We start from the raw sequence: 21652 nt of genomic DNA on the forward strand, positions 1-21652 counted from the left end.
ACGACCCACGACGAGGGCCAGGGGCTCAGCGCGGTTCCGGCAGATAGGTCAGGGCCGGATCGGTCGCCTCCAGGCGCAGCCAGCCCTCCCGGCGTGGGCCCCGGGTGTGCAGCAACACCCTTTCACCCGGGCGGAGTTCGCCCAGGTGCAGCAGGTTGCGCAGGGTCAGCCAGACATCGCAGGGCGCCCGTCCCGTCACCCGACGCGCGGGCGCCTCGCTCCGGAAGTCGTCGGGGGGCGGTCCCTCGCCTGAGCCGAGGAACGTCAACGGGCCCGGGCCGCGCACCACCCGCAGCCCGACCGTGGTGAACCAGGCCATGCCGAGACGGCCGTCGGCGAACAGCGGCTCGTCGCAGACCAGGGTGCTCGCCCGGGCGCCCGCCGCCAGCGCCCAGCGCGGCAGATCGAGCGCCAACACCCCGCCCAGCTCGTCGAGATGGGTGATGCCCAGATCGTCGCCCGGCCAGTCGAAGGCATGGACGAGCCCGGCCAGCGCCGCGACCTTGGCATCCCTGAGCGGCCCGGAACGCACCAGGAGCAGCGTCTCGTCCGGGGTCGGCGGCCCCAGCGCCGCGAGGGCCCTGGCGCTGGTGTCGGGGCCGCCGGTCTCGACGACATCGTTGGGGGTCACCACCAGAAGGTGCTCCAGCGGGATGCCGTGCGCCTCGGCGACCCGACGGGCGCGGGGCAGCAGCGCCTCGGGGAAGTCCGACAGCGGCCGGTAGTCGGTGTGCGGCACGACCGCGACGCTGAGCGCGTGCACGCTGAGTTCACCGCTGTCGTTCATCGGCGTCTCCGTTCCGGTGGCCACGGGCGATATGCAGGCGTTGGACGTTGCCCGTGCCCTCCATGAACTCGAAGGCGCGCACGTCCCTGGTCCACTTCTCCAGCAGCGGGTGTTCCAGCAGCCCCGCCGGGCCCAGCGCGCGGCCGGCCCAGTGCGCGACCCGGACGGCCGTCCTGGTCGCGCCCAGCTTGACGACGTTGGACGGGTAGCCGCGCTCGGGCGCGCGGTCGACGCGGGCGGCGGCCTCGACGACCAGCCGCTCGGCGGCCGCCACCCGGGCCCGCATCCCGGCCAACTCCGGGGCTGTCTTGCGGTGTTCGGCGACATACTCGGCCATGGCCGAGGCGGTGCCCACGGCCGCTGCGGCGACCCGTACCCGCATCCGGTGGAACGTCCGGGTCGCGGCCCAGACGCCCCGGCGGGTGGCCGGCAGATGCTCGCCGAGCAGCATGTCGCCGGCCACCGGCAGCCCGTCGAACCGCAGTTCGCTGACACAGGCGCCGCGCAGCCCCACCATCTCCAGCGGTTCCGCGTGCCAGCCCGGTGCCGGCAGCTCCACCAGGGCCGCCCTGATCGACAGCGGCGAGGGTCCGGTGCGGGCGAAGACCACGCCCACGCCGCCCCTGGCGCCCTGGCCGATATAGCGTTTGGCGCCGTGCAGCAGCCAGCCACCGGAACCGTCCGGCACCAGCCGGGTCTCCATCGCCGTGGCGTCGCTGCCGGCCCGCTCCTCCGACATCGCGAAGAACGACCAGGTCCGACCGTCCGCCAACCGCCGGTGGAAACGGTCCCGTTGCTCCTCGTTGCCCAGCAGCTCGACGAAGACGCCGGCGAGTCCCGGCGAGGGGCAGGACAGCAGCACGCCCATGTCGCCGCGCGCCAGCTCCAGCATGCCGGTCACGTTCTCCAGGCAGGAGGAGCGGGCGGGCAGCGTCGGGCCGCCCGGCTCGGTGGCCAGGTAGTCGGGCGGGGTCTCCGAGCGGCGCACCAGGGCGAAGGCCGGCGAGTCCAGATGCGGTTCCATGGCGTGCGGTTCGGCGTCCACCGCCAGCGCCCGGGCCCGCAGGTCCCCGGCCGCGTCGCGGGCCACAGCCCTGATCGCGCGCAGCCGGGCGTCGAGCGTGCTCATCCGCCGCCACCCCCCGCCGCCCGCTCGTCGGCGACGACCTCGACGACCGTCGCCTGGACATAGGCGCCCTGGCCGATGGCCACCAGAACGCAGCGGTCCCCCGGGCTCAACCGGCCGGTGCGGTCGGCGTGTTCGAGCGCCATCAGCGCGTCGCCGCCGAAGTTGTGGCCCCGTTCGGCGATCAGGTCAAGACAGATCCGGTCGGCCGGGATACCGCTGAGGGCGCTGAACGAACGCCAGAACATCCGGTTCGACAGATGCGGCATCACCCAGTCGAGCCGGTCCGGGGTCAGCCCGGCGGCGGCCACGGCGCGCCGCACGGTGCTGAGGACCAGCTCGGAGCAGACCCTGCTGAAGAGGGCCACCTCCTCCTCCGTCATCCGCATGTTGCGGTGGAAGCGGGCGTCCCGCGCCCCAGCGCCCGACAGATAGCGGTAGCGGTGGCCCGGGCTCCCGTCCTGGCCACCGCCCCGCACCACGACGCCGACGGCGGTGTCGCCGCTGACCGTGGTGCCGGGGATGTAGCGCGCCCCGTCGTTGACGCTGCCCTGGTCGCCGCCGAGGACCAACACGGCCTCGCCCGGCCCGGATTCCGGCCGCCGCAGATAGCGCCGCGCCAGCTCGACGCAGCGCAGCACGGAGGCGCAGTTGACATGGGAGACCCCGAAGAACCGGCTGTCGTCCAGACCGAGGCGGCGCCGCAGCCGGTCGGGGAAGTCGTCGCCGAGGTCGCCCTCGGCCATCAGCAGGGTGTGCCCGTACAGGACGAGGGAGGCGGTGCCGCCGTCGAGGGCCGCCGCGCCGGCCTCGGCCAGCAGGTCCTCCATCCGCTCGTCCGCCGCCAGGGTCGGCGACTGCCGGAGCCCGTAGACCTTGGTGAACATCCGGCGCTCCAGGGTGCCTCGGCCCGCGCGGGCCAGGATCTCGTCCACCGGCTCGGAGTGTGCCGGCAGCCGGACGGCCACCCGGGAGAGGCCGACGTTCACGGTGTGGCCGCCCCGGCCGGGCGGGCTGGGGCGGGGCGGCCGGCCGCTGCGCGCGGCCGGCCCCTGGGCGCCGCGCGGGGCGCCCGGCTCGGCTGGGGGGCCATGGCTCAGACCGCTGCCTTCTCGAAGTTGGCCTCGACGTAGTCGCTCAGGGAGTCCACGGTCTGGAAGACCTCGGGCCCCAGCTCGTCCGGGTCGATCTCAAGACCGATGGTGTCCTCCAGGCTCATCAGCAGCTCGATGACGCTGGTGGAGTCCAGCGCCAGGTCCTCGAAGAGGCGCAGCTCGGGGGTGAGCGTGTCGAACTCCTTGTTGAGGACGGCGGACAGCGCGACGCGCAGGTGCTCGACGATCTCGGTGCGGTTCATCGGATTCCTCTCATGGGTGGGTGGTGGCTCACGGCCGGCGTCCGCCGCGCAGCACGGCGGCCTCGGCGGCGAGGGCCGGACGGTCGGTCTTGCGGTTGGCGTTGAGGGGGAACGCGTCGAGATGGCGGTAGCCCAGCGGGATCAACTGCCGGGGGAAGAACGTCCCCAGCTCCTCCATCAGCTCGGGCGCCGGGCGCGGGGTGCCCAGATAGAAGGCGAACAGCTCGCCGTCGACGGCGACGGCCACCGCGTCGGTGACGCCGGCGCAGCGGCGCAGCCCGCTCTCCACCTCGGCGAGTTCCACCCGGACGCCGTTGATCTTCACCTGGTGGTCGCGCCGTCCCAGACAGGCCAGTTCGCCGTCGGGGAGGCGCCGCGCCAGATCGCCGGTGCGGTACCAGCGTTCGCCGGCGTGATCGAGGAACCGGCCGGTGTCGTCGGCCGGTTCGAGATAGCCGGGGAACATCTGGTCACCGGTGACACACAGTTCGCCCTCCCCCTCGGTGGGGCGTCCCTCCGCGTCGGCGAGCAGCACCCGCAGCCCGGGGTGCGGGGTGCCGATGGGCACCATGTCGTTGACGCAGGCCGCCGGCGAGGTGGCCGGGTCCCAGCGGTGCACGGTGCAGGAGATGGTCAGCTCGGTGGGGCCGTAGAGGTTCTCCAGCCGGGAGTCGGGGGCGGCCAGCTGCCAGTCGGCTGCGTCGCGGGCGAGCAGCGGCTCGCCGCAGAACAGGCTCAGCCGCAGCCCGGCCAGGGCGCCCGGGCGCAGCGCGCGGACCCGCCGCAGCAGGGAGATCACGCTGGGCGAGGAGAACCAGACGGTGAGACCGTGCCGGGCGACGAAGTCGGGCACGGTGAGAAACGCCCGCGCCGGCATCGACACCAGCGTTCCGCCGCTGCCCCAGGCGGCGAACATGTCGAACATCGCCAGGTCGAAGGTCAGCTCGAAGGTCTGCGAGAACACGTCGTCCGGGGTGAAGGCGTACCGGTCGTGGACGAACCGCAGATAGGCGCCGACATTGCGGTGCCGCACCGGAACGCCCTTGGGGCGGCCCGTGGATCCCGAGGTGAAGAGGATGTAGGCGGTCTCGTCGGGGCCCGGCGTCCGGGGCCGCTCCAGCGGCGGCCCGGTCGGCCCCTCCACGACGCGCACCCCGTCGAGCGCCCCGGCCAGGCCCGGGAGCAGATCCCGGCCTCCCGCGTCGACGAGCAGCGCGTCCACCTCCGCCGCCTCGATCATCGTGCGGGTGCGTTCGGCGGGGAAGGACGGGTTGAGCGGGACGACGGCCGCCCCGGCGTAGCCGGCCGCGAGCACCCCGGCGTAGCCGTCGACGTCCCGGTCGGCGAGCAGGCCGACGCGGCGCGGCGGGCGGCGGGCGTCGGCCAGCAGCGTCCCGGCCAGGGCGAGCGCCCGCTCGTGCAGCGCGCGGTAGCTGACCTCGGTCGGGCCGACGCGCAGCGCCACGGCGTCGGGGGCGAGGGCCAGGCCGCGCAGGAACCAGTGGTGCAGGGGCTCGTCGGCGCGCACCAGCGGCTGCCGCGCGGCCTCGGGTCGGGTGTCGGTCGCGGAGTTCATCGCTGTCCTCGGTTCTCGGGCGGGGCGGGGAGACGCACCTGGGCGGCGGCCATCGCGACGACCAGCTCCGCCTGGTGGGTGAGGGTGACCTGGAGGTCGAACAGGCCCAGCTCCCGGGCGCGTTGGGCGGCGCCGCCGGTGAGTCGGGCGCCCGGGACGCCCAGGCCGTCGGTGGTGACCTCGATGTCCCGCCACCGCACGCCCTGGCCGAAGCCGCGCCCGAGCACCTTGCAGACGGCCTCCTTGGCGCAGAACCGGCCGGCCAGCCGCTCCGCGTGGCGGGGCGAGCCGATCTCGCCGGCCTGCGCCAGCTCGGCCTCGGTGAAGACCAGCGTCCGGTAACGGCGGTGCTCGGCGATCCGGGTGAAGCGCTGAACCGACAGCAGGTCGACGCCGATCCTCATGACGTGTCCCCCGGTGCCCCGGTCGAACGGGCGACGGCGACCGCCCCCGGATCGACCGCCGCCAGCGCCAGCCAGCCCTCCCGGTGGGCGCCGACGGTGTGCAGCAGCAACCGTTCGCCCGGCGGGACGGTGCCCTCGTCGAGGGCGGCGGCCAGCGACAGCCAGGCGTCACACGGGCCGGCGCCGGTGAACCGGATGCCGGCGTCCCCGGGCGGCGCGCCCTCGGCGCAGCCGAGCACCCGCAGCGGACCGGGGCCGCGCCGGAAGCGCAGCGCGACGGCGCGCGGCGGCGCCAGCGCGTCCGCCGCCAGCAGCGGCGGATCGTCGGGGACCAGGACGGTGGCCCGGGTCTCGACGGCCCAGCCGAGGAGGCCGGCGATCAACACCCCGCCCAGCTCGTCGAGATGGGTGACGCCCAGATCGTCGCCGCGCCAGCCGGTGGCGTGCACGATCCGGCCCAGTTCGGCGACCCGCTGATCGCGCAGCGGCCCGGAACGGACCAGGAACAGCGGCTCGTCGTCGGCGGGGCCCGCCACGGCGGCGAGCGCTTCCAGCGCCAGCAGGGCGACGTCCGCGTCCGGGTCGGTGTCCGCCGCGAGCAGCCGCAGCTCGGCGACGGGCACGCCCCGCGCGCGGGCGGCCAGCAGGGCGAGATCGCCGGCGGGCGCACCGGGCGGCAGCTCGCCTGCGGTTCTGACGGCCACCGGGACGCGCGGCTGGGCGGCGCACAGGGCATGGACGCTCAGCTCGTTCATCCTCCGTGGCCGCCCTGGTAGCCCCGGAAGATGTGCAGGCGCTGGATGTTGCTGGTGCCGTCCATGAACTCCAGGGCCCGCACGTCCCTGGTCCACTTCTCCAGCAGCGGGTGTTCCAGCAGCCCCGCCGGGCCCAGCGCGCGGCCGGCCCAGTGCGCCATCTCGACGGCCATCCGGACCGCGCCCAGCTTGGCCGCGCTGGAGAGATAGCCCTGTTCGGGCTCCTGGTCAAGCCGGGCGGCGGCCTCGTACACCAGCGCTCTGGCGGCCTCCGCCCTGGCCAGCACGAGGTCCAGGCCCGGGGCGGACTTGCGGTGTTCGGCGACGTACCCGGCCATGGCGAGACCGGTGCCGACGGCCGCCGCGGCCAGTTGCATCCGCATGTTGTTGAACGTGGTGAGCGCGCCCCAGATGCCCCGGCGGGTGACCGGCAGATGCTCGCCGAGCAGCATGTCGCCGGCCACCGGCAGCCCGTCGAACCGCAGTTCGCTCAGATAGGCGCCGCGCAGCCCCACCATCTCCAGCGGTTCCGCGTGCCAGCCCGGGGTCGGCAGCTCCACCAGCGCCGCCCTGATCGACAGCGACGAGCGTCCGGTCCGCCCGAACACCACGCCCACGCCGCCCCTGGCGCCGTGCCCGATATAGCGTTTCGCGCCGTGCAGCAGCCAGCCACCGGAACCGTCCGGCACCAGCCTGGTCTCCATCGCCGTGGCGTCGCTGCCGGCCCGCTCCTCCGACATCGCGAAGAACGACCAAGTCCGACCGTTCGCCAACCGCCCGTAGAAGCGGGCCTTCTGCTCCTCGTTCCCCAGCAGTTCCACGAAGACGCCGGCGAGGGCCGGCGACGGGCAGGACAGCACCACGCCCACATCACCGTGGAACAGCTCCACCAGGCCGACGACGCTCTCCAGGCAGGTGCCCCGGTCGGGGCGTTCGGCAGAGGCGGCGGTCCGGTGGGCGGCCGGGATGCTGGACTCCCTGATCATCGCGAAGGTGGGCGAGTCCAGGTGTTGTTCCATGGCGGCCGGGTCGGCGTCCACGGCCAGCGCCCTGGCCCGCAGGTCATCGGCGGCCTCCCGGTGCTGGTCGCGGATGCCGCGCAGCCGCTCGTCGAGCTCGATCACGACCGGTCTCCTTCTCTGTGCACCCAGGTGTTGCCGACCAGCACCGAGACATGGAGGGCGCGGGCGGGGTGGTCGGCGATATAGCCGGCGGCGCCGAACAGCTTCAGCACCTCCCAGCCGAGATCGTCCAGGCGGTCGTGGGCGTCGACGACGGCCACCGGATCGTCGGGGGCGAGGATCTGCTCGCGCAGCAGCTCCAGTTCGGCCAGGACATCGGCGACCGCGCCGGTGACCAGCTGCTTGCGGATCAGCGGCTCGTCGCCCGCGTTCCGGCCCGACAGATGCTCGACGGCCTGGTCGAGCAGCCGGCGGACCAGGCCGAGCCTGGCGGCGGCCAGCCGCCGACCCACCTCGGTCAGCGTCGGGGGCGGCGCGTCGGCGGTGCCAGGCGTCGGCAGGAACACGACGCCCTCGTGGTCGGCGAGCCGGTGCCGGTGGACCCGGACGCCCTCGGGCACCGAGGTCGCCGGCACCGCGGCGAAGCGCCCCGGTGCCGTCTCGGCCACCTCGGTGTCGCCGACGGCGGCGGCCAGCCCGGCGGCCAGCCCCTCCTCCCTGGCGATGCGTTCGCAGGCGCGCATGGTGGTGGTCATATCTCCTCCTGGACTTCGACGATCGCCGCCTGGAAGTAGGCGCCCAGCGCCAGCGAGACCAGGGCGCAGCGCTGGCCGGGCCGCAACCGGCCGGCGTGGTCGGCGTGTTGGAGCGCCATCAGGGCGTCACCTCCGAAGTTGTGGCCGCGTTCCGGGATCAGGTCCAGGCAGATCCGGTCGACGGGGACGCCGGTGTGCGCGCTGAAGGAACGCCAGAACATCCGGTTCGACAGATGGGGCATCACCCAGTCGAGCTGCCCCGGTTCGAGCCCCGCGGCCCGGGCGGCGCGGGCCACGGCCTCGACGGCGCCCCGCTGGCAGACCTGGCTGAAGAGCCGGCTGTCGGCCTGCGAGAGCTGGAGGTTGCGGTGGAAGCGGACGTCCCGGACGGTCGCGCCGGCCAGATAGCGGTAGCGGCCCACGCCGGCCCGGGCGACGAGCCCGACGGCGCCGTCGCCGCCGACGGCCATCCCGGGGATGACCCGGGACGGCTCGTGCACGCTGGCGTGATCGCCGCCGAGCACCAGCACCCGGTCGTCGGGCGAGGCGCCCGGCCGGGCCAGATAGCGGCCGGCCAGCTCCAGGGAGCGCAGCACGGAGACGCAGTTGACATGGCTGATCCCGTACAGCTCGGCGTCCGGCAGCCCAAGACGGCGGCGGAGCCGGTCGGCGAAGCCGCCGTCGAGCTGGAACTCCTGGGTGAGCATGGTGTGTCCGTAGAGGACGAGCCCCGCGTCGGCGCCGTCGAGCGCGGCCCGGCCGGCCGCCACGAGCAGGTCCTCCCACCGCTCGCCGGGAGCGAGGGTGAGGGTGTCGCGCAGCCCGTAGACCCGGGTGAACACCTTGCGTTCCACCGCGCTGTGTCCGGTGCGTTCCAGCACCGCGCCCACCGGCTCCGAGGTGCCGGGCAGGCGCACCGCGACCCGGGACAGTCCGACGTCCATGTCAGGCCACGGTCGCCGTGCGGAAGCTGGTCTCGACATAGTCCGTGAGCGAGCCGACGGTGCGGAAGACCTCGGGCCCCAGCTCGTCCGGGTCGATCTCAAGGCCGACGGTGTCCTCCAGGCTCATCAACAGCTCGATGACGCTGGTGGAGTCCAGGCCCAGGTCGTCGAAGAGGCTCAGCTCCGGGGTGAACGGGTCGAGCGGGCGGCCCAGCACCGTGGAGAGCGCGGCGCGCAGTTGGTCGACGATCTCCGAACGCTCCATCAGGAAGGCCTTTCTTGGTCGTTTCCTTGGTTGTTTCCCTGGTCGTTGCCCTGCGGGCCGGTCGGGCTGATCAGGCGCTGCGGGCGCAGCAGGTCCTCCGGCTCGTCGCGGGCCCGCACCAGATGGGCCTCGCCGTCCCGGACCAGCACCTCGGCCGGGTAGCCGTGGCTGAGGAAGAGGCCGGGCGAGGCGGTGGGGCCGTAGGCGCCTGAGTTGAGGACGCCCAGCAGGTCACCAGGCCGCAGCGGCGGCAGCGGCGCCTGCTTGAGCAGCGAGTCGTTGGGCGTGCACAGCGGCCCGGTGACGTTCCACGGCTCGGGCTCGCCGGCCGCGCGCTCGCTCAGCAGCACGGCGGGGAAGTTCCGCTTGACGAAGGAGCCGATGCCGACCGCCGCCATATGGTGGTGGGTGCCGCCGTCGGCGATCGCGAAGCGTTCGCCCATCGACTCCTTGACGTACTCCACGCGGGCCACATAGATCCCGGCGCGGCCGGCGAGGTAGCGCCCGGACTCCATGATCAGCCGGGTCTCGGGGTGGGCGCCGGCGAACTTGTCGAGCAGCGGGTTGATCAGGTCGGCGACCGCGCCGGGGGCCAGCTCCTCCTCGCCGTCGAAGTAGGGCACGCCGAGGCCGCCGCCGATGTCGACGGCGTCCAGCCGGATGCCGGTGGCCTCGGCGACCCGTTCGGCCAGGTCGAGGATGTAGCGGGTGTTCTTGCCCACCACCTCGGGGTCGAGGATGCGGGTGCCCATGTAGACGTGGACGCCGGCGACATCGGCGTGCCGGTAGGCGACGGTCAGGTCGCCGGCGGCCAGCACCTGTTCCTCGTCGATGCCGAACTGGCGCGGTTTGCCGCCCATCGTCAGCCGGGACCCGCTGATGGCCAGCGCCGGGTTGACCCGCAGCAGGACCCGCTGGCGGTGTCCCCGTTCGGCGGCCAGCCGCTCGATCAGGTCCAGTTCGGCGAACGACTCGCAGACGACGGCGTACACCCCGGCGTCCAGGCAGGCCGCCAGCTCCCGCCGGCTCTTGCCCGGGCCGAGGAAGATGATGTCCTCCGGCGGGGTGCCGGCGGCCAGCGCGGTGCGCAGCTCCACCAGCGAGGAGACCTCGGCCCTGGCGCCGCCGGCGCGCAGCGTCGCGTAGACGCTGATGTTGGGGTTGGCCTTGAGCGAGTAGAAGACCTCAAGTCCGGGGTGGAGCGCGGCGCGCAGCCCGCCGATCACCTCGGTCAGCCGGTCCGCGTCATAGACGTACAGCGGGGTGCCGAACCGTTCGGCCAGCTCCTCGTAGGCGATGCCCTGGACTCTCACGACCGTCCCTCCGTCAGTTCGCGCAGGCGGGACTCCGCCTCGCCGCGCACGGCCAGCGCCCCCTCGGCGGTGTCGGCGACACAGATCCCGTACAGCCGGCCGTGGAAGCTGCCGGTGTCGGTGGCCGCCGCGTTCAGGGTGGCGAAGTTGTTGATCAGCACGCCGGATTCGCCGGGCGTGCGCAGCAGCAGGTCCCCGAGGGCCCCGGCCACCTCGGTGAAGGAGTGCCGTCGGCTGGGGCGCAGGCCGAACGTGGCCGCGATGGCGTGGTGGCCTCCGGGGATGAAGCGTTCGGCGATGCGGCTCTGGTAGGTGGACATGTTGAACCTGGCGTTGATCTCCAGGCAGGGGTAGAGGGTGCCTTCGGCGTCGAGCACGGCGTCCACGCCGACCATGCCGTGGTATCCCTCGTCGAAGAGGGCGGCGCCGATCGCCTCGACGGCCGCGTGCAGCTCCTCGCGGGCGCGGGCCGGCAGTTCGACGGGGAAGCGGTGCCCCTGGTGCACCCCGTCCCGCAGCACCGCGGCCTTGACGGTCTCGAACCTGACGCCGCCCGAACGGCCAACCACCAGCTGGTAGTTGAGGTCCTGTGCGTGCTCGATCCAGGATTCGACGACCAGGCGGGCCGGCGCGTCGGCGCCGCGCCGTTCGATCAGCCGCAGCAGCCGCTCGGCGCCGCGCTCGTCCTTCACCACCACCATGCCCCGCCCTGAGACGCCCAGGGACTCCTTCACCACGGCCCGGCCGCCCGAGGCGAGGCGGGGAAGGAGCGCGGCGCGCAACTCGCCGACCGTCTCGCAGACCTCGCCGGGCACGGCGCGCAGGCCGAGGCGGTCGACCAGCCGGCGGCTGAAGATCTTGCCGTTGACATGCTTGCCGACCTGGGCCGACGGGCCGGCCAGCGGCAGTCCGGTCTCCTTGGCCAGCCGCTCCTCGGCCGGGGAGACGCCCAGCGGCATCAGATAGGTCCGTCCGTCGGCCAACTCCCGCAGCTTCGCCAGCAGTTCGGGGGACTCCAACGCGTCCTCGGTGACGGTGGCCGCCGGGCTGCCGTTCTCGGCGGCGAGCACCCGGCCTGCGGCGGCGCCGAGCCGGCCGAGATAGGCGGTGAACTCCGCGTCCATGGGGGCCTTGAGCACCACCACGTCGTCCGCCTCGGCGAGCAGCGCGCCCATTTCCTCCATGCGGTTCACCGTGGTCCCGGCGAACGATATGCCGGCGCCCGGGAGTTTCGGCTCGCCGACCGCCCAGCTCCTTTCCACCTCGAAGTTGTTGAGAAAGACGAAACGCGATCCTGAGTCTCCGGTCAGGTCCTTCTTCAGGCGTTCCACGAAATTCAGTGGTGCGACAGAACTCATCGGGCTCTCCCGGAATTCGGCGAGGGGCACGGACGGGGTGTGGAAGGGGCCGGCGGGTCGGCCTTCGCGGGGTCGAACAGCCGGACGGCGTCGCTGATCCGGAGATCGGTCGCGGGATCGCGGTGGGCGGCCAGCAGCGCGGCGTGACCGCGCAGCGTCCGCTCCACCCCGGCCCGGTCCAGCACCGAGTCGAGCGCCTGGAGGGCGAGGGTGACCCCGTCCGACCACTCGTACACCCGCAGGTAGAGGTCGGAGCCGGCGCGCGCCCAGTCCAGCGGCGGCGCGTTCCACACCCAGCGCTCCCGGCGGGTGCGGCACGAACGCGGCGCGTTGTCCAGGAAGTTCAGCTCGTTGGCGACCCGGACGGACCGGCCGCGCGCGGCGCTCTCGGCGGCCACCGCCTCGTCGATCAGGGCGAACGGCACATGCGCGTGGTCCATCGCCTCCCTGACCCGGTCCGCCGCGCTGCGCACCACCTCGCCGAAGGTCGGATCGTCGGTGAGGTCGAGCGGGCAGAGCAGCGGATGCGACATGCAGGTCAGCACGTCGGGAAAGCCGCTGGCCGGACGCTGGCTGGTGTAGAGCCGGACCGCCACCCGGCGGCCCCCGCTGTGCGCGGCCAACGCCACGGCATGGGCGGCCACATGCACCGCCGACGGCCACACCCGGTGCCGCTCGGCCACCACCCGCGCATCGGCCAGCAGCCCGGGCACGGTGAACGACGCACTGTGCGCGGGAGCCTCGCCGGCGCCGGCGCCGGCGCTGGCCTCGGCCGGAGGCCGGCGGGACGCGTGGCCACCGTCCGGCAGTTCGTCGCCCACCCGCAGCCAGGCGCTGCGCGCGGCCTCGGCCGAGGGCCGGCGGGCCGCGTTACCACCATCCGGCAGTTCGTCGCGCACCCGCCGCCAGGCGCTGCGCGCGGCGTCAACTTCGACCGGGGAACGGCGGGCCACGTCGCCACCGTCTGACAGTTCCCCGCCCACCCGGCCCCCGGCGCCGTGCGCGGCGTCGGCTTCGGCCGAAGGGCGACGAAACTCGTGCCCATCGTCCGGCAGTTCGTCACCCACCCGCCGCCAGGCGCCGTGCGCGGCGGGCGCGGCGGGCGCGGCGGTGCCCTCCGCGGCCGCTCCGGCGGCAGCGGCTTCGACCGAGGGCCGGCGGGCCGCGTTACCACCATCCGGCAGTTCCCCGACCACCCGGCCCCCGGCGCCGTGCGCGGCGTCGGTTTCGGCCGAAGGGCGACGAAACTCGTCCCCACCGTCCGGCAGTTCATCGCTCACCCGCCGCCAAGCGCTGCGCGCGCTGCGCGCGGCGTCGGCGGAGGGCCGGCGTGCCGTGTGGATGTCGTCGGGTAGTTCGGTGATCAGCCGGCGCCAGTGGGTCAGGGCGGGGGCGGGGGAGGCGGTCGCCTCGTATGTGGCGAGGTCGACCGGCTGGTCGGCGACCGGCGGGAGTTCGGCCGGCCGGCCGGCGACCCGGGCCGCCAGCAGTGTGGTCAGCTCGGCCGCCAGCAGGTCGAGGGCGACATCGTCGAACGCCAGGTGGTTGAAGACCAGATGCAGCCGGCGCAGCCGCCCGCCCGCAGTGATCAGACAGGCCCGCATCGGGCCCTCCCGGTCCGGCGCGAACGGCGTCCTGGTGAGCCGGGCCACCTCGGCCGCCGGATCGTCGCCGGCGGAGACCTCCACCACGGGCGGCGGCCCGGGGGGCAGCACCAGCTGGCGCGGTACGGGGGTGGCGGTCAGGTCGTAGACGGTGCGCAACACCTCGTGCCGGCGCACCAGATGGGTCAGCGCCGCCCGCGCGTGGGCCGCAGTGCAGCCGTCGGGCAGCGGAAAGCTGGTCGTGATGTGCGCCTCGTGCCGCGACTCGGGCGGGGTGCCCAGATAGCGCAGCACATGGTGGTGCTGGCCCCAGCACAACGCGGCGCTTCTCACCGGTGGCATCCGCGTTTCCCCTCCTCGGCTCGACGGATTCGACGGTTCTGAATAGTGGCCCATCGCCTCCCGCTTTCGGGAGCCCGCACCGGTGACATCAACCGGGCGTCATATTCCTGTCGTTGACACCGGTAATTCGGCGGGAGGATTCTCGTTCCGCTGCCGGGTCGGCTTTTTCGGCCCGAAGGCGTTCGTCCATTTCAGCTCACGAATCAAGGAGCATCACATGGCCAAGGCCATCGCGAGCAAGCCCGTCGCCACCAAGGTGATCGCCACCAAGGTTGTGGCCCACAAGATCGTGGCCGCCAAGGCCATCGCCACCAAGGTCGTGGCCCACAAGGTCATCGCGACCAAGGTCGTGGCCGCCAAGGCGATCGCCACCAAGGTCATCGCCTGATCACCCGCGGTGTGGCGCCGGTTCGCTGGCCGGCGCCACACCGCAAGCCCGACCCGTCACGGAGGACCCCCATGCGAGACGCGCTCCAGTCCTGTGAACACGTCGGCAGGACCCACGGCTTCCGGGCCGGTCTTGCGCTCGCGCTCGACGGCGCCGACGCCGACGCGGCGCCCGGACGGCTGGCCGCGCTGCCGAGCGACGCCGTCGGCCCAGGAGTCGAGGTGGTGCCGCACCGTCTCGCCGAACGCGAGGGCGTCGCCTTTGTCCGGCGCACCGGCCGGCGCCAGGTGTCGCAGGACGAAAGGACGGCGCTGGCCGCACGGTTGGCCGCCCTCAGGGTTGGCATCACCCACCGCCTGCGGGAACGAGCCGTCGCCCATCTCGCGGCCCGCGTCTCGGGCGGCGAACCGACCCTGCGCAAACAGCTGGTGCGCGGGGCGCTCGCCGACGCCCTGGTCACGGTCGAGACGGTCCGCCGCACCCTGCTGGTGGCCGGCGACATGGCCGGCACCGTGATCGAGTGCCACCAACGACTGACCGAGACCGACTGGGAGTTGGCCAAGCTGCTGGGCGCCTCCGGCTACGCCGGCCCCGGCACGGCGAGCACCGCTTTTGTCGCCCGGCTGACCGCCAACTGCTGGCTGCCGGCGGGGGCGGCCCGGTGAACGGCCGGCTGCGCGCGCTGCGCGACGGCTGTCGCGAACTCGCCGTCGAGCTGCGGGAGCTGGCGCTCCCGGTCGACGCGGAACCGCACGCCGAGGAGCGTCTGCGCGCCAGCCCGGCGCTCCGGCTGCTGCGCACCCTCGGCACCCCGCGCCACCGCAGGGCCGACGAGGTGCCCCGCTGGGCCGAGACCTTCGCCGACAGCCGGCTGACCCGGGTGGTGGCCAATATCGAGCTGGCCAGGGGCGATGTCGGCGTGCTCAACGCCTGCGCCGCGCCCTCGCTCGCCGGCTTCACCGTGGACGCCCTCGGCGACCAGAGCCAACAGGACTGGTTCTACGACGAGTTGGCCCGCCACGGGCTGTGGACGTTCTTCGGCATGACCGAGCCCGACCACGGCAGCGACGCGACCGCGATGCGCACCCGGCTGACCCCACGGGACTCCGGCGGCTTTCTGCTGCGCGGCGCCAAACGCTATGTCGCCAACGCGGCCAGGGGCGGCATCGGGGTGGTCTTCGCCAGGACGGGACCCACCCCGCTGTCCGTCCGCGCCGTGCTGCTGCGCCGGCCGGCGCCCGGGCTGACCGGAACCCCCCTGGAGATGCTGGGCCTGCGCGGCGCCTGCCTGGGCGAGATGACCTTCGACGATGTCGAGGTGCCGGGGGAACGGCTGTTGGGCCGGCATCTGCCGGCGTCCCGGCGCGGCCTCTGGGGCGCCAACCGCGCGTTCGGCGTGGTCCGTCTCCAGATCGCCGCCCAGGCGCTGGGCGCCGGCTACGCCATCCGCGACCAGGTGTGCGCGCTGCGCCCCGGCTGGGACGGGCACCGGACGGTGACGGCGCGGCTGGACGCGGCCCGCGAGCTGCTGCTCGACCTCGCCGCCGAGGCGGACGCCAACCCCGACGACCGGCGGCCCCCGTCGCTGGCCAAGCTGCACACCGCGGCGCTGGCCGTGGAGGTCGGCCGATGGGCGGAGAGCGCGCTGCCGCCCGGCTCCCTGGTGGAGCACCCGCTGTTGGAGAAGTGGTGCCGCGATGTCATGGCCTTCGAGTTCATGGACGGCACCAGCCACATTCTCCGCCTGACCGTCGCGCCCGACGCGGCGCCCCCCAGGGAGGGACCATGACCGACACCACCACGGCACCGCCCGGGTGGTCGAGCCGCCCCTACGCGGAGCAGGACCGCGAGGCGGTCCTCGCCCTCTTCGAGGAGCCCGACTTCCGCTACCGCACCGACCAGCCCGACACCCGCTCGGCCGCCGAGATCGTGCGGCTGCTCGGCGACGACACCCAGGTGCTGCTGGCCGACGGCCGGGTGGTCGGCCTCTGGGCGTTGAGCGCCGAGGGCGCCGAGCACGGCTGCCACCACCTGCTGACGCTGCGGCTGTCCACCGAAGTCCCCGACGCCTGGTGGCGGTCGGCCCATCACGAGGTGGTGCGCGCCGCGCGGTGGCGGCAGGAGATCGTGCGTCTCTCCGTCAGGTTCGGCTCCGACGACGCCCGGGGGCTGCGCATCGCCCGGGCGTTGGGGCTGACCGAGGAGGGCGTCCTGGCCGGGGTGACGGCCCGCGACGGGGAACGGCACGGACTGGTCTGCTTCTCGCGCGTCTGGAGCCCGGTGTCATGAGGCTGCGTGGCTACCGCGACCGGGACCTTCCGCTGCTGAGCGGCCACTGGCTGCCCGGCGAACTGCTGGGGCTGCCGCTGCCCGACTGGCCGGCCCTGGCGCCGCCCTCCCGGATGGCGCCGCCCGCCGACCAGGACGAGGAGCTGTGCGTGGTCTCGGACACCGCCGTGGTCAGGTTCGCCGAGATCGACTGGATCAACCGGCGGGCCAGGCTGGAGATCGGCTGGCACCGCCAGGACACCGAGGGGTTGGACGCCCTGCTGGCCACCGCCGTCGACGACGGTCTGCGCCGGCTCAACCTGCGCCGCCTCGACGGGCTGGTCACGGTCACCCCCCGGGCGACCCCGACCGCCGCGGTCCTGACCGCCGCCGGCTTCCGTCGGGAGGCGACCGTGCCGGAACACCTGTGGCTGGACGGCCACACGGTGGACCGCGAGATCTGGGGGGTCACCGACCATGACTGACATCGTCCCGCTGGGGCACGCCGAGGCCGCCGCCGCGCTGCGCGCCGCCGGCCCAGGGGCCAGGGGATTCCTCGACCTCGACCCGGTGACCCAGAACGACGCGCTGCTGGCGCGAACCCTGGAACGCGCCGAGGGGCAGGTCCTCCGGGTCGGCGAGACCCTGGTGGGCGCCGCGCCCAACCGGCTCCAGCCGCGCCAGTCCTGGGTCGCCACCACCTCCGACGACGAGGCGGCCGTGCGGGCCCTGGTCGAGTTCCTGGTGGACTACCGCAGGACCACGTCCTGTGTGGCGCTGGTGCCGCGGGGGGCGCCGGGCGGATCGGCGTTCCTGGGCGCCGGCTTCACCGACCGGGGCGTGCTGCGCGGCCACCGCTACGCCTCGGGGGCCTACCACGACGTGCGGGTGCTGTTCGGCAGGGGCTTCGGGAGGGCGGAGGACCGATGACGTTCGTGACGGTCAGACACTTCACGGAGGACGACATACCGTTGCGCCTCCAACTGCTGCGCGAATCGCAGTTCCAGGCGAACCTGTCGGACTTCGCGGTGCAGGCCGCCGACGCCGATCTGGTGGCGGACGTGCGGCGCACCATCGCCGAACGGCAGGCGGAGCGGCGGATCTTCACCCTCTGCGGGGCCGGCGGCGCCGTGATGGGCTTCGCCTGGATCACCTCGGTCGACTGGCGCAACCAGTGCTGCGAGCTGTCCTTCGGCGTGCTGCCGCGCTTCCGTGGCGGCCCGGGCGCGTTCGCCGTCCAGGCCGCGCACGACCATGTGCGGTCGGAGCTGAACATGCGGGTGGTGGTCAACCAGGTGCTGGAGCACAACACCATGCTCCAGTCGGCCGCCGCCCTGGCCTCCAGCCGGCAGGTGCGGTGCGCGTACGACTCCTACACCGTGGGTCGTTGGCGCTCGGCCTGCTACTGGACGTTGACCGATGAGGACGTCTCGGCGGACCGCGCCGAACGGCTGGCCAGGCGGCGCGAGGTGGCCGAGCGGATCCGGGCCAGGAAGGGGGAGTCGGGATGAGCGGCTATCCGCGGTTCCCCGCGCCCCATGCCGGGGGCACCGTCTTCACCTGCGAGGACGATCTGTGGTCGGTGCCCGTCGAGGGCGGCCTGGCCGTCCGGCTGACCGCCGGCCGGGGCGAGGCCACCCGCGCCAGGGTCTCCCCCGACGGCGCGTCGATCGCCTTCACCGGCACCGAGGACGGGCCGACCGAGGTCCATGTGATGCCGACCGCCGGCGGTCCCGCCCGGCGGCTGACCTTCCAGGGCGCGCGCTGTGCGACGCTCGGCTGGCATCCGCGCACCGGGGAGATCGTCTACGCCAGCACCGCCGGGCTGCCGGTCGGCTTCGGGCAGCGGATCTTCGCCGTCGACCCCGAGGGGGGCCGCCCCCGGCTGCTGGGCGGTCCCGCCGAGACCGTGGCATACGGCCCCGACGGCCGGGTGGTCCTGGGCCGCAACACCGGCGACCCGGCGCGTTGGAAGCGCTACCGGGGCGGCTGCGCCGGCGAGTTGTGGATCGCCGAGGACGAGACGGCCACGCCCCGGCGGCTGGTCGATCTGCCGGGGAACCTCGCCGCGCCCTGCTGGGTCGGGGACCGGGTGTACTTCCTCAGCGACCACGAGGGCGTGGCGCAGGTGTACTCCTGTCGCGCCGACGGCACCGAACTGGCCCGCCATACCGACCACCAGGACTACTACGCCCGCCAACTGGCCGGCGACGGGCAGCGGTTGGTGTACCAGGCCGGCGCCAGGCTGTGGCGGCTGACGCCCGGCGGGGAGCCGCCGGAACCGCTCGACATCACCGTGCCGAGCCCCAGGTCGCGGGCGGAGCGCCGGTTTGTGTCCGCCGGCGAGTACCTGGACGGCGCGCGGCTCTCGCCGGACGGCGCGGCGCTGGCGGTGGCGTCCAGGGGCCGGGCGTTCACGCTGGCGCCGTTCTCAGGACCGGTGCGCCGGCACGGCCGGGCGAGCGGGGTGCGCTACCGCCAGCTGGACTGGCTCGCCGACGGCGGCCGGCTGGTCGCCGTGGCCTCGGACGAACGCCCGACCGAACGGCTGGTGTTGCTGTCGGCGGGCGGCGGTGAGACGGAGTGCCCACTGGTGGAGGGCGACCTCGGGGTGGTCACCGAGCTGACGGCCGCGCCGTCGGGCGGCTGGGTGGCCTTCGCCACCAACCGCCAACAGCTGTGGGTGGTGGACGCCGACGCCGACGAGCCGACCGCGCTGCTGGTGGACTCCTCCCCGGCCGACCGGCTCTGCGAGCTGGTGTGGTCCCCCGACGGCCGGTGGCTGGCCTACACCCACCCCGACGGCCCGCACCGTTCGACGATCCGGATCGCGGAGACCGGCCGTTGGGAGCCGTGTCCGGTCACCGAGCCGGTGCTGCGGGACAGTTCCCCCTCCTTCGATCCGGGGGGTCGTTTCCTCTACTTCCTCGGCCAGCGCGAACCGCAGGCCGACTACGACCAGGTCCGGTTCGACCTGGGCTTCCCGTTCGGCACCCGGGCCTTCGTGGTTCCGCTGCGGGCCGGCGACGCCGACCCGTTCGACGGTGACCTCCCGGAGAGCGAGCCGTCCGAGGGGGGCACCGGCGGAGCCGAGGGATCGGCCGCCGGGGTGCGGGTGCGGATCGATCTGCCGGGGATCACCGAGCGGGCGGTGCAACTCCCGGTGCCCGAGGGGCGCTACGCCGGCGTCGTCGGCGCCCCCGGCGGGGTGCTGCTGCTGACGGCGCCGCTGACGCCGCCCGGCACCGAACGCGTCGAGGGCATGCCGGAGGGCACGGTCACGCTGGTCACCTGGTCGGGCGCCGAGGTGACCGAGGACTGGCTCGGCCCGCTGGACGATCTGGTGGCGTCCCCCGGGGGCGACGTGCTGCTGTACCGGAGCGCCAGCCGGCTGCGGGTGGTGCCCGTCGAGACGGCGGCGCAACTGGCCGCCGAGCACCCGCAGTTGGACGCCCCGCCGGGGGCGCGCACCGGCTGGGTCGATCTGGACCGGGTCCGGGTGCCGTTGAACCCGGCGGGCGAGTGGCGGCAGATGTTCCGCGAGGCGTGGCGGCTCCAGCGGGAGTCCTTCTGGGACGCCGGAATGGCCGGCGTGGACTGGGACGCCATGTGGCGGCGGTACGCGCCGCTGGCCGAACGGATCGGCTGCCGCTCGGAGCTTTCGGACCTCATCTGGGAGCTGCAGGGCGAGTTGGGGACCTCGCACGCCTATGAACAGGGCGGCGAGTACCACGGCAGGAACAGCCATGCGCAGGGCTTCCTCGGCGTGGACTGGGACGCCGACGCCGGGGAGGGCGCATGGCGGATCGCCGGCGTGCTGCGCGGCGCCCCCTGGAACCCGAAGGCCACCTCGCCCTGCCGCCGCCCGGGCGTGGACGTGCGCCCCGGCGATCTGGTCACCGCCGTCGACGGCCAGCCGGTCGGACCGGGCGGGCCGGGCGAGCTGCTGGTGGGACAGGCCGGCCGGGAGGTCGAGTTGACGCTGCGCCGGGGCGCGGAGCCCGAGCGAAGGGTCGCCGTGGTGGCGGCCGCGAGCGAGGACCGCGCCCGCTATCTGGACTGGGTGGCGGGGAACCGTTCCCTGGTGCGGGCGCTCTCGGACGACCGGCTCGGCTATCTGCATGTCGCGGATATGCTGGCCACCGGCTACGGCGACTTCGTCCGCCAGTTCCTGGGCGAGCTGGACCACGAGGGGCTGCTGGTCGACGTCCGCTACAACACGGGCGGGCATGTCTCGCCGCTGCTGCTCGACCTGTTGGCGCGGCGCGGCGGCGGCGAGCAGCGGGGGCGGCGCACCGGCAGGACCAGGCACCCGGCCGAGGCCAGCACGGGGGCACTCGCGCTGCTGGTGAACGAGCACACCGGATCGGACGGCGAGATCTTCGCGCACGGCTTCCGCCGCCTGGGTCTCGGCCCGCTGGTGGGACACCGCACCTGGGGCGGGGTGGTCGCCACCTGGCCGCGTCATGTGCTGGTCGACGGGACGGTCACCACCCAGCCGGAGTTCCGCTTCTATCTGGACGGGGTGGGCGACCGGTTGGAGAACCGGGGCGTCGAGCCCGATGTGCCGGCGCACCAGCCGCCGCGCCTCGGCCACCCCGGGGAGGACGTCCAACTCCGGGCGGGCGTCGAGGTGTTGCTCGACGGTCTGACCACGGCGGCCGAGGTCCGCACCCTGGTGGCCGGCGTGCCGGTCGGCGCGGCCGGCCGCCGGCGGGAGGTCGGGGGATGATCCCCTCCCCCGGCGAGTGCCATCTGTGGCTGGTCGCGGTCCGCCCCCGTCCCGAGTGGCTGCCGCTGCTGGATCCGGCGGAGCGGGAGCGCGCCGGGCGGCTGGCCGGCACCGGCGCCGGGGCACAGTTCGTCACCTCCAGGGCGGCGCAGCGGCTGATCGGCTCCCGCTATCTGGGGCTGCCGCCCAGGGCGGTGCGCACCGACCGGAGTTGCCGCCACTGCGGGGCCGCTGGGCACGGCCCGCCGCGCTTCGTGGGCCGGCCCGACGTCAGCCACGCGGTCTCGCACGCGGGCGGGTGGCTGCTGGTCGCGGTGACGGCGGGCGAGCCGGTCGGCGTCGATCTGGAGGAGACCTCCGGGGCCCGGGACTTGGCCGGACTGGCCGGGACCACGCTGACGACCGCCGAGGCACGCCGGTACGCGACGCTGCCGGAGGCCGAGCGGCGGCGCTGGCTGCTGTCGGCGTGGACCCGCAAGGAGGCGGCGATGAAGCTGACGGGCCTCGGACTGCGCGTCGCCCCCCGGCTGTTGGATGTCTCAGGACCCCTGGCCGCGGCCGAAGGCGTTGCCGGCTGGCCGGCCGAGCCGGTCCGGCTGCGGGATCTGACGCTGCCGACCGGCTATGTGGGCGCGCTGGCGACGACCGGGCCGGTGCGGGCGCTCCGCCGGCTGTCACTGCCGGAACCGGCCGACGCGGGGGCGGTCGAGCGATAG

General features: G+C 74.2%; 23 protein-coding genes. 9 read left to right on the forward strand and 14 right to left on the reverse strand.

Features of this window, described 5'->3' with window-relative positions; all coding sequences use genetic code 11:
• Positions 1–25: 25 nt before the first annotated feature.
• The 14 genes from AOM46_RS28335 to AOM46_RS28400 form a co-directional block, all read right to left on the reverse strand.
• Positions 26–787 (reverse strand): hypothetical protein, encoded by a 762-nt coding sequence (locus tag AOM46_RS28335; protein WP_158920731.1) that lies wholly within the window; start codon positions 785–787, stop codon positions 26–28.
• The gene (locus AOM46_RS28340) at positions 771–1916 is read right to left on the reverse strand and encodes an acyl-CoA dehydrogenase family protein (protein ID WP_062216593.1); all 1146 of its coding nucleotides are present in this window, start codon (positions 1914–1916) and stop codon (positions 771–773) included. Before AOM46_RS28340 ends, AOM46_RS28335 begins: the two co-directional genes overlap by 17 nt.
• Positions 1913–2902 (reverse strand): 3-oxoacyl-[acyl-carrier-protein] synthase III C-terminal domain-containing protein, encoded by a 990-nt coding sequence (locus AOM46_RS28345; RefSeq protein WP_062216605.1) that lies wholly within the window; start codon positions 2900–2902, stop codon positions 1913–1915. Before AOM46_RS28345 ends, AOM46_RS28340 begins: the two co-directional genes overlap by 4 nt.
• A 107-nt stretch (positions 2903–3009) precedes the next feature.
• Positions 3010–3270: an acyl carrier protein gene (locus AOM46_RS28350; protein ID WP_062216608.1), complete on the reverse strand. Its 261-nt coding sequence runs from the start codon at positions 3268–3270 to the stop codon at positions 3010–3012.
• A 28-nt stretch (positions 3271–3298) separates the two neighbouring features.
• Entirely contained in the window at positions 3299–4846 is a 1548-nt protein-coding gene (locus AOM46_RS28355) for an amino acid adenylation domain-containing protein (RefSeq protein ID WP_078857272.1), read from the reverse strand.
• Positions 4843–5250, reverse strand: a complete 408-nt coding sequence (gene acpS / locus AOM46_RS28360) for a holo-ACP synthase (RefSeq protein WP_062216611.1) — start codon at positions 5248–5250, stop codon at positions 4843–4845. Before acpS ends, AOM46_RS28355 begins: the two co-directional genes overlap by 4 nt.
• Entirely contained in the window at positions 5247–6005 is a 759-nt protein-coding gene (locus tag AOM46_RS28365) for a hypothetical protein (protein WP_062216614.1), read from the reverse strand. The genes acpS and AOM46_RS28365 overlap by 4 nt, the downstream gene beginning before the upstream one ends.
• Entirely contained in the window at positions 6002–7129 is a 1128-nt protein-coding gene (locus AOM46_RS28370; RefSeq protein ID WP_062216616.1) for an acyl-CoA dehydrogenase family protein, read from the reverse strand. Before AOM46_RS28370 ends, AOM46_RS28365 begins: the two co-directional genes overlap by 4 nt.
• Positions 7126–7722 carry an acyl-CoA dehydrogenase family protein gene (locus tag AOM46_RS28375; RefSeq protein ID WP_062216619.1) on the reverse strand — a complete coding sequence of 199 codons (597 nt, stop codon included), beginning with the start codon at positions 7720–7722 and terminating at the stop codon, positions 7126–7128. Before AOM46_RS28375 ends, AOM46_RS28370 begins: the two co-directional genes overlap by 4 nt.
• A complete protein-coding gene (locus AOM46_RS28380; protein ID WP_062216622.1) occupies positions 7719–8666 on the reverse strand; it encodes a 3-oxoacyl-[acyl-carrier-protein] synthase III C-terminal domain-containing protein in 948 nt (315 codons plus the stop codon). Before AOM46_RS28380 ends, AOM46_RS28375 begins: the two co-directional genes overlap by 4 nt.
• Before the next feature lies 1 nt (position 8667).
• Positions 8668–8931 (reverse strand): acyl carrier protein, encoded by a 264-nt coding sequence (locus tag AOM46_RS28385; protein WP_062216625.1) that lies wholly within the window; start codon positions 8929–8931, stop codon positions 8668–8670.
• A complete protein-coding gene (locus AOM46_RS28390; protein ID WP_062216628.1) occupies positions 8931–10244 on the reverse strand; it encodes a type III PLP-dependent enzyme in 1314 nt (437 codons plus the stop codon). Before AOM46_RS28390 ends, AOM46_RS28385 begins: the two co-directional genes overlap by 1 nt.
• On the reverse strand, positions 10241–11602 hold the full coding sequence (locus AOM46_RS28395; protein ID WP_067226663.1) for an ATP-grasp domain-containing protein: 1362 nt from the start codon (positions 11600–11602) through the stop codon (positions 10241–10243). The genes AOM46_RS28390 and AOM46_RS28395 overlap by 4 nt, the downstream gene beginning before the upstream one ends.
• Entirely contained in the window at positions 11599–13548 is a 1950-nt protein-coding gene (locus tag AOM46_RS28400) for a condensation domain-containing protein (protein ID WP_062216631.1), read from the reverse strand. The genes AOM46_RS28395 and AOM46_RS28400 overlap by 4 nt, the downstream gene beginning before the upstream one ends.
• A 217-nt stretch (positions 13549–13765) precedes the next feature.
• Here AOM46_RS28400 and AOM46_RS34300 point away from each other — a divergent pair, with 217 nt between their 5' ends.
• The 9 genes from AOM46_RS34300 to AOM46_RS28440 all read left to right on the forward strand — a co-directional run bounded on the left by AOM46_RS34300 (position 13766) and on the right by AOM46_RS28440 (position 21652).
• Entirely contained in the window at positions 13766–13936 is a 171-nt protein-coding gene (locus AOM46_RS34300) for a hypothetical protein (protein ID WP_158920734.1), read from the forward strand.
• Between the two features lie 71 nt (positions 13937–14007).
• Complete coding sequence (locus AOM46_RS28405) at positions 14008–14601, forward strand: hypothetical protein (RefSeq protein WP_062216634.1); 594 nt, start codon at positions 14008–14010, stop codon at positions 14599–14601.
• On the forward strand, positions 14598–15725 hold the full coding sequence (locus AOM46_RS28410; RefSeq protein WP_062216637.1) for an acyl-CoA dehydrogenase family protein: 1128 nt from the start codon (positions 14598–14600) through the stop codon (positions 15723–15725). Before AOM46_RS28405 ends, AOM46_RS28410 begins: the two co-directional genes overlap by 4 nt.
• Complete coding sequence (locus AOM46_RS28415) at positions 15722–16225, forward strand: GNAT family N-acetyltransferase (RefSeq protein ID WP_062216640.1); 504 nt, start codon at positions 15722–15724, stop codon at positions 16223–16225. The genes AOM46_RS28410 and AOM46_RS28415 overlap by 4 nt, the downstream gene beginning before the upstream one ends.
• Positions 16222–16689, forward strand: coding sequence for a hypothetical protein (locus AOM46_RS28420; RefSeq protein WP_062216642.1), 468 nt, complete (start codon positions 16222–16224; stop codon positions 16687–16689). The genes AOM46_RS28415 and AOM46_RS28420 overlap by 4 nt, the downstream gene beginning before the upstream one ends.
• Positions 16682–17134: a hypothetical protein gene (locus AOM46_RS28425; RefSeq protein ID WP_062216645.1), complete on the forward strand. Its 453-nt coding sequence runs from the start codon at positions 16682–16684 to the stop codon at positions 17132–17134. The genes AOM46_RS28420 and AOM46_RS28425 overlap by 8 nt, the downstream gene beginning before the upstream one ends.
• Positions 17131–17715 (forward strand): GNAT family N-acetyltransferase, encoded by a 585-nt coding sequence (locus AOM46_RS28430; protein WP_062216648.1) that lies wholly within the window; start codon positions 17131–17133, stop codon positions 17713–17715. Before AOM46_RS28425 ends, AOM46_RS28430 begins: the two co-directional genes overlap by 4 nt.
• Positions 17712–20936 (forward strand): S41 family peptidase, encoded by a 3225-nt coding sequence (locus AOM46_RS28435; protein WP_062216651.1) that lies wholly within the window; start codon positions 17712–17714, stop codon positions 20934–20936. Before AOM46_RS28430 ends, AOM46_RS28435 begins: the two co-directional genes overlap by 4 nt.
• The gene (locus tag AOM46_RS28440) at positions 20933–21652 is read left to right on the forward strand and encodes a 4'-phosphopantetheinyl transferase superfamily protein (RefSeq protein WP_062216654.1); all 720 of its coding nucleotides are present in this window, start codon (positions 20933–20935) and stop codon (positions 21650–21652) included. Before AOM46_RS28435 ends, AOM46_RS28440 begins: the two co-directional genes overlap by 4 nt.

The organism is Streptomyces sp. NBRC 109706, assembly GCF_000974485.1.
Taxonomy (GTDB): Bacteria; Actinomycetota; Actinomycetes; order Streptomycetales; family Streptomycetaceae; genus Streptomyces.

Excerpts from the sequence above, each read along its gene's own strand:
- AOM46_RS28335 (WP_158920731.1), bottom strand. The coding sequence starts at position 787 with ATGAACGACAGCGGTGAACTCAGCGTGCACGCGCTCAGCGTCGCGGTC.
- AOM46_RS28340 (WP_062216593.1), bottom strand. The coding sequence starts at position 1,916 with ATGAGCACGCTCGACGCCCGGCTGCGCGCGATCAGGGCTGTGGCCCGC.
- AOM46_RS28350 (WP_062216608.1), bottom strand. The coding sequence starts at position 3,270 with ATGAACCGCACCGAGATCGTCGAGCACCTGCGCGTCGCGCTGTCCGCC.
- AOM46_RS28355 (WP_078857272.1), bottom strand. The coding sequence starts at position 4,846 with ATGAACTCCGCGACCGACACCCGACCCGAGGCCGCGCGGCAGCCGCTG.
- acpS (WP_062216611.1), bottom strand. The coding sequence starts at position 5,250 with ATGAGGATCGGCGTCGACCTGCTGTCGGTTCAGCGCTTCACCCGGATC.
- AOM46_RS28365 (WP_062216614.1), bottom strand. The coding sequence starts at position 6,005 with ATGAACGAGCTGAGCGTCCATGCCCTGTGCGCCGCCCAGCCGCGCGTC.
- AOM46_RS28375 (WP_062216619.1), bottom strand. The coding sequence starts at position 7,722 with ATGACCACCACCATGCGCGCCTGCGAACGCATCGCCAGGGAGGAGGGG.
- AOM46_RS28380 (WP_062216622.1), bottom strand. The coding sequence starts at position 8,666 with ATGGACGTCGGACTGTCCCGGGTCGCGGTGCGCCTGCCCGGCACCTCG.
- AOM46_RS28385 (WP_062216625.1), bottom strand. The coding sequence starts at position 8,931 with ATGGAGCGTTCGGAGATCGTCGACCAACTGCGCGCCGCGCTCTCCACG.
- AOM46_RS28395 (WP_067226663.1), bottom strand. The coding sequence starts at position 11,602 with ATGAGTTCTGTCGCACCACTGAATTTCGTGGAACGCCTGAAGAAGGAC.
- AOM46_RS28400 (WP_062216631.1), bottom strand. The coding sequence starts at position 13,548 with ATGCCACCGGTGAGAAGCGCCGCGTTGTGCTGGGGCCAGCACCACCAT.
- AOM46_RS34300 (WP_158920734.1), top strand. The coding sequence starts at position 13,766 with ATGGCCAAGGCCATCGCGAGCAAGCCCGTCGCCACCAAGGTGATCGCC.
- AOM46_RS28405 (WP_062216634.1), top strand. The coding sequence starts at position 14,008 with ATGCGAGACGCGCTCCAGTCCTGTGAACACGTCGGCAGGACCCACGGC.
- AOM46_RS28415 (WP_062216640.1), top strand. The coding sequence starts at position 15,722 with ATGACCGACACCACCACGGCACCGCCCGGGTGGTCGAGCCGCCCCTAC.
- AOM46_RS28420 (WP_062216642.1), top strand. The coding sequence starts at position 16,222 with ATGAGGCTGCGTGGCTACCGCGACCGGGACCTTCCGCTGCTGAGCGGC.
- AOM46_RS28425 (WP_062216645.1), top strand. The coding sequence starts at position 16,682 with ATGACTGACATCGTCCCGCTGGGGCACGCCGAGGCCGCCGCCGCGCTG.
- AOM46_RS28430 (WP_062216648.1), top strand. The coding sequence starts at position 17,131 with ATGACGTTCGTGACGGTCAGACACTTCACGGAGGACGACATACCGTTG.
- AOM46_RS28435 (WP_062216651.1), top strand. The coding sequence starts at position 17,712 with ATGAGCGGCTATCCGCGGTTCCCCGCGCCCCATGCCGGGGGCACCGTC.
- AOM46_RS28440 (WP_062216654.1), top strand. The coding sequence starts at position 20,933 with ATGATCCCCTCCCCCGGCGAGTGCCATCTGTGGCTGGTCGCGGTCCGC.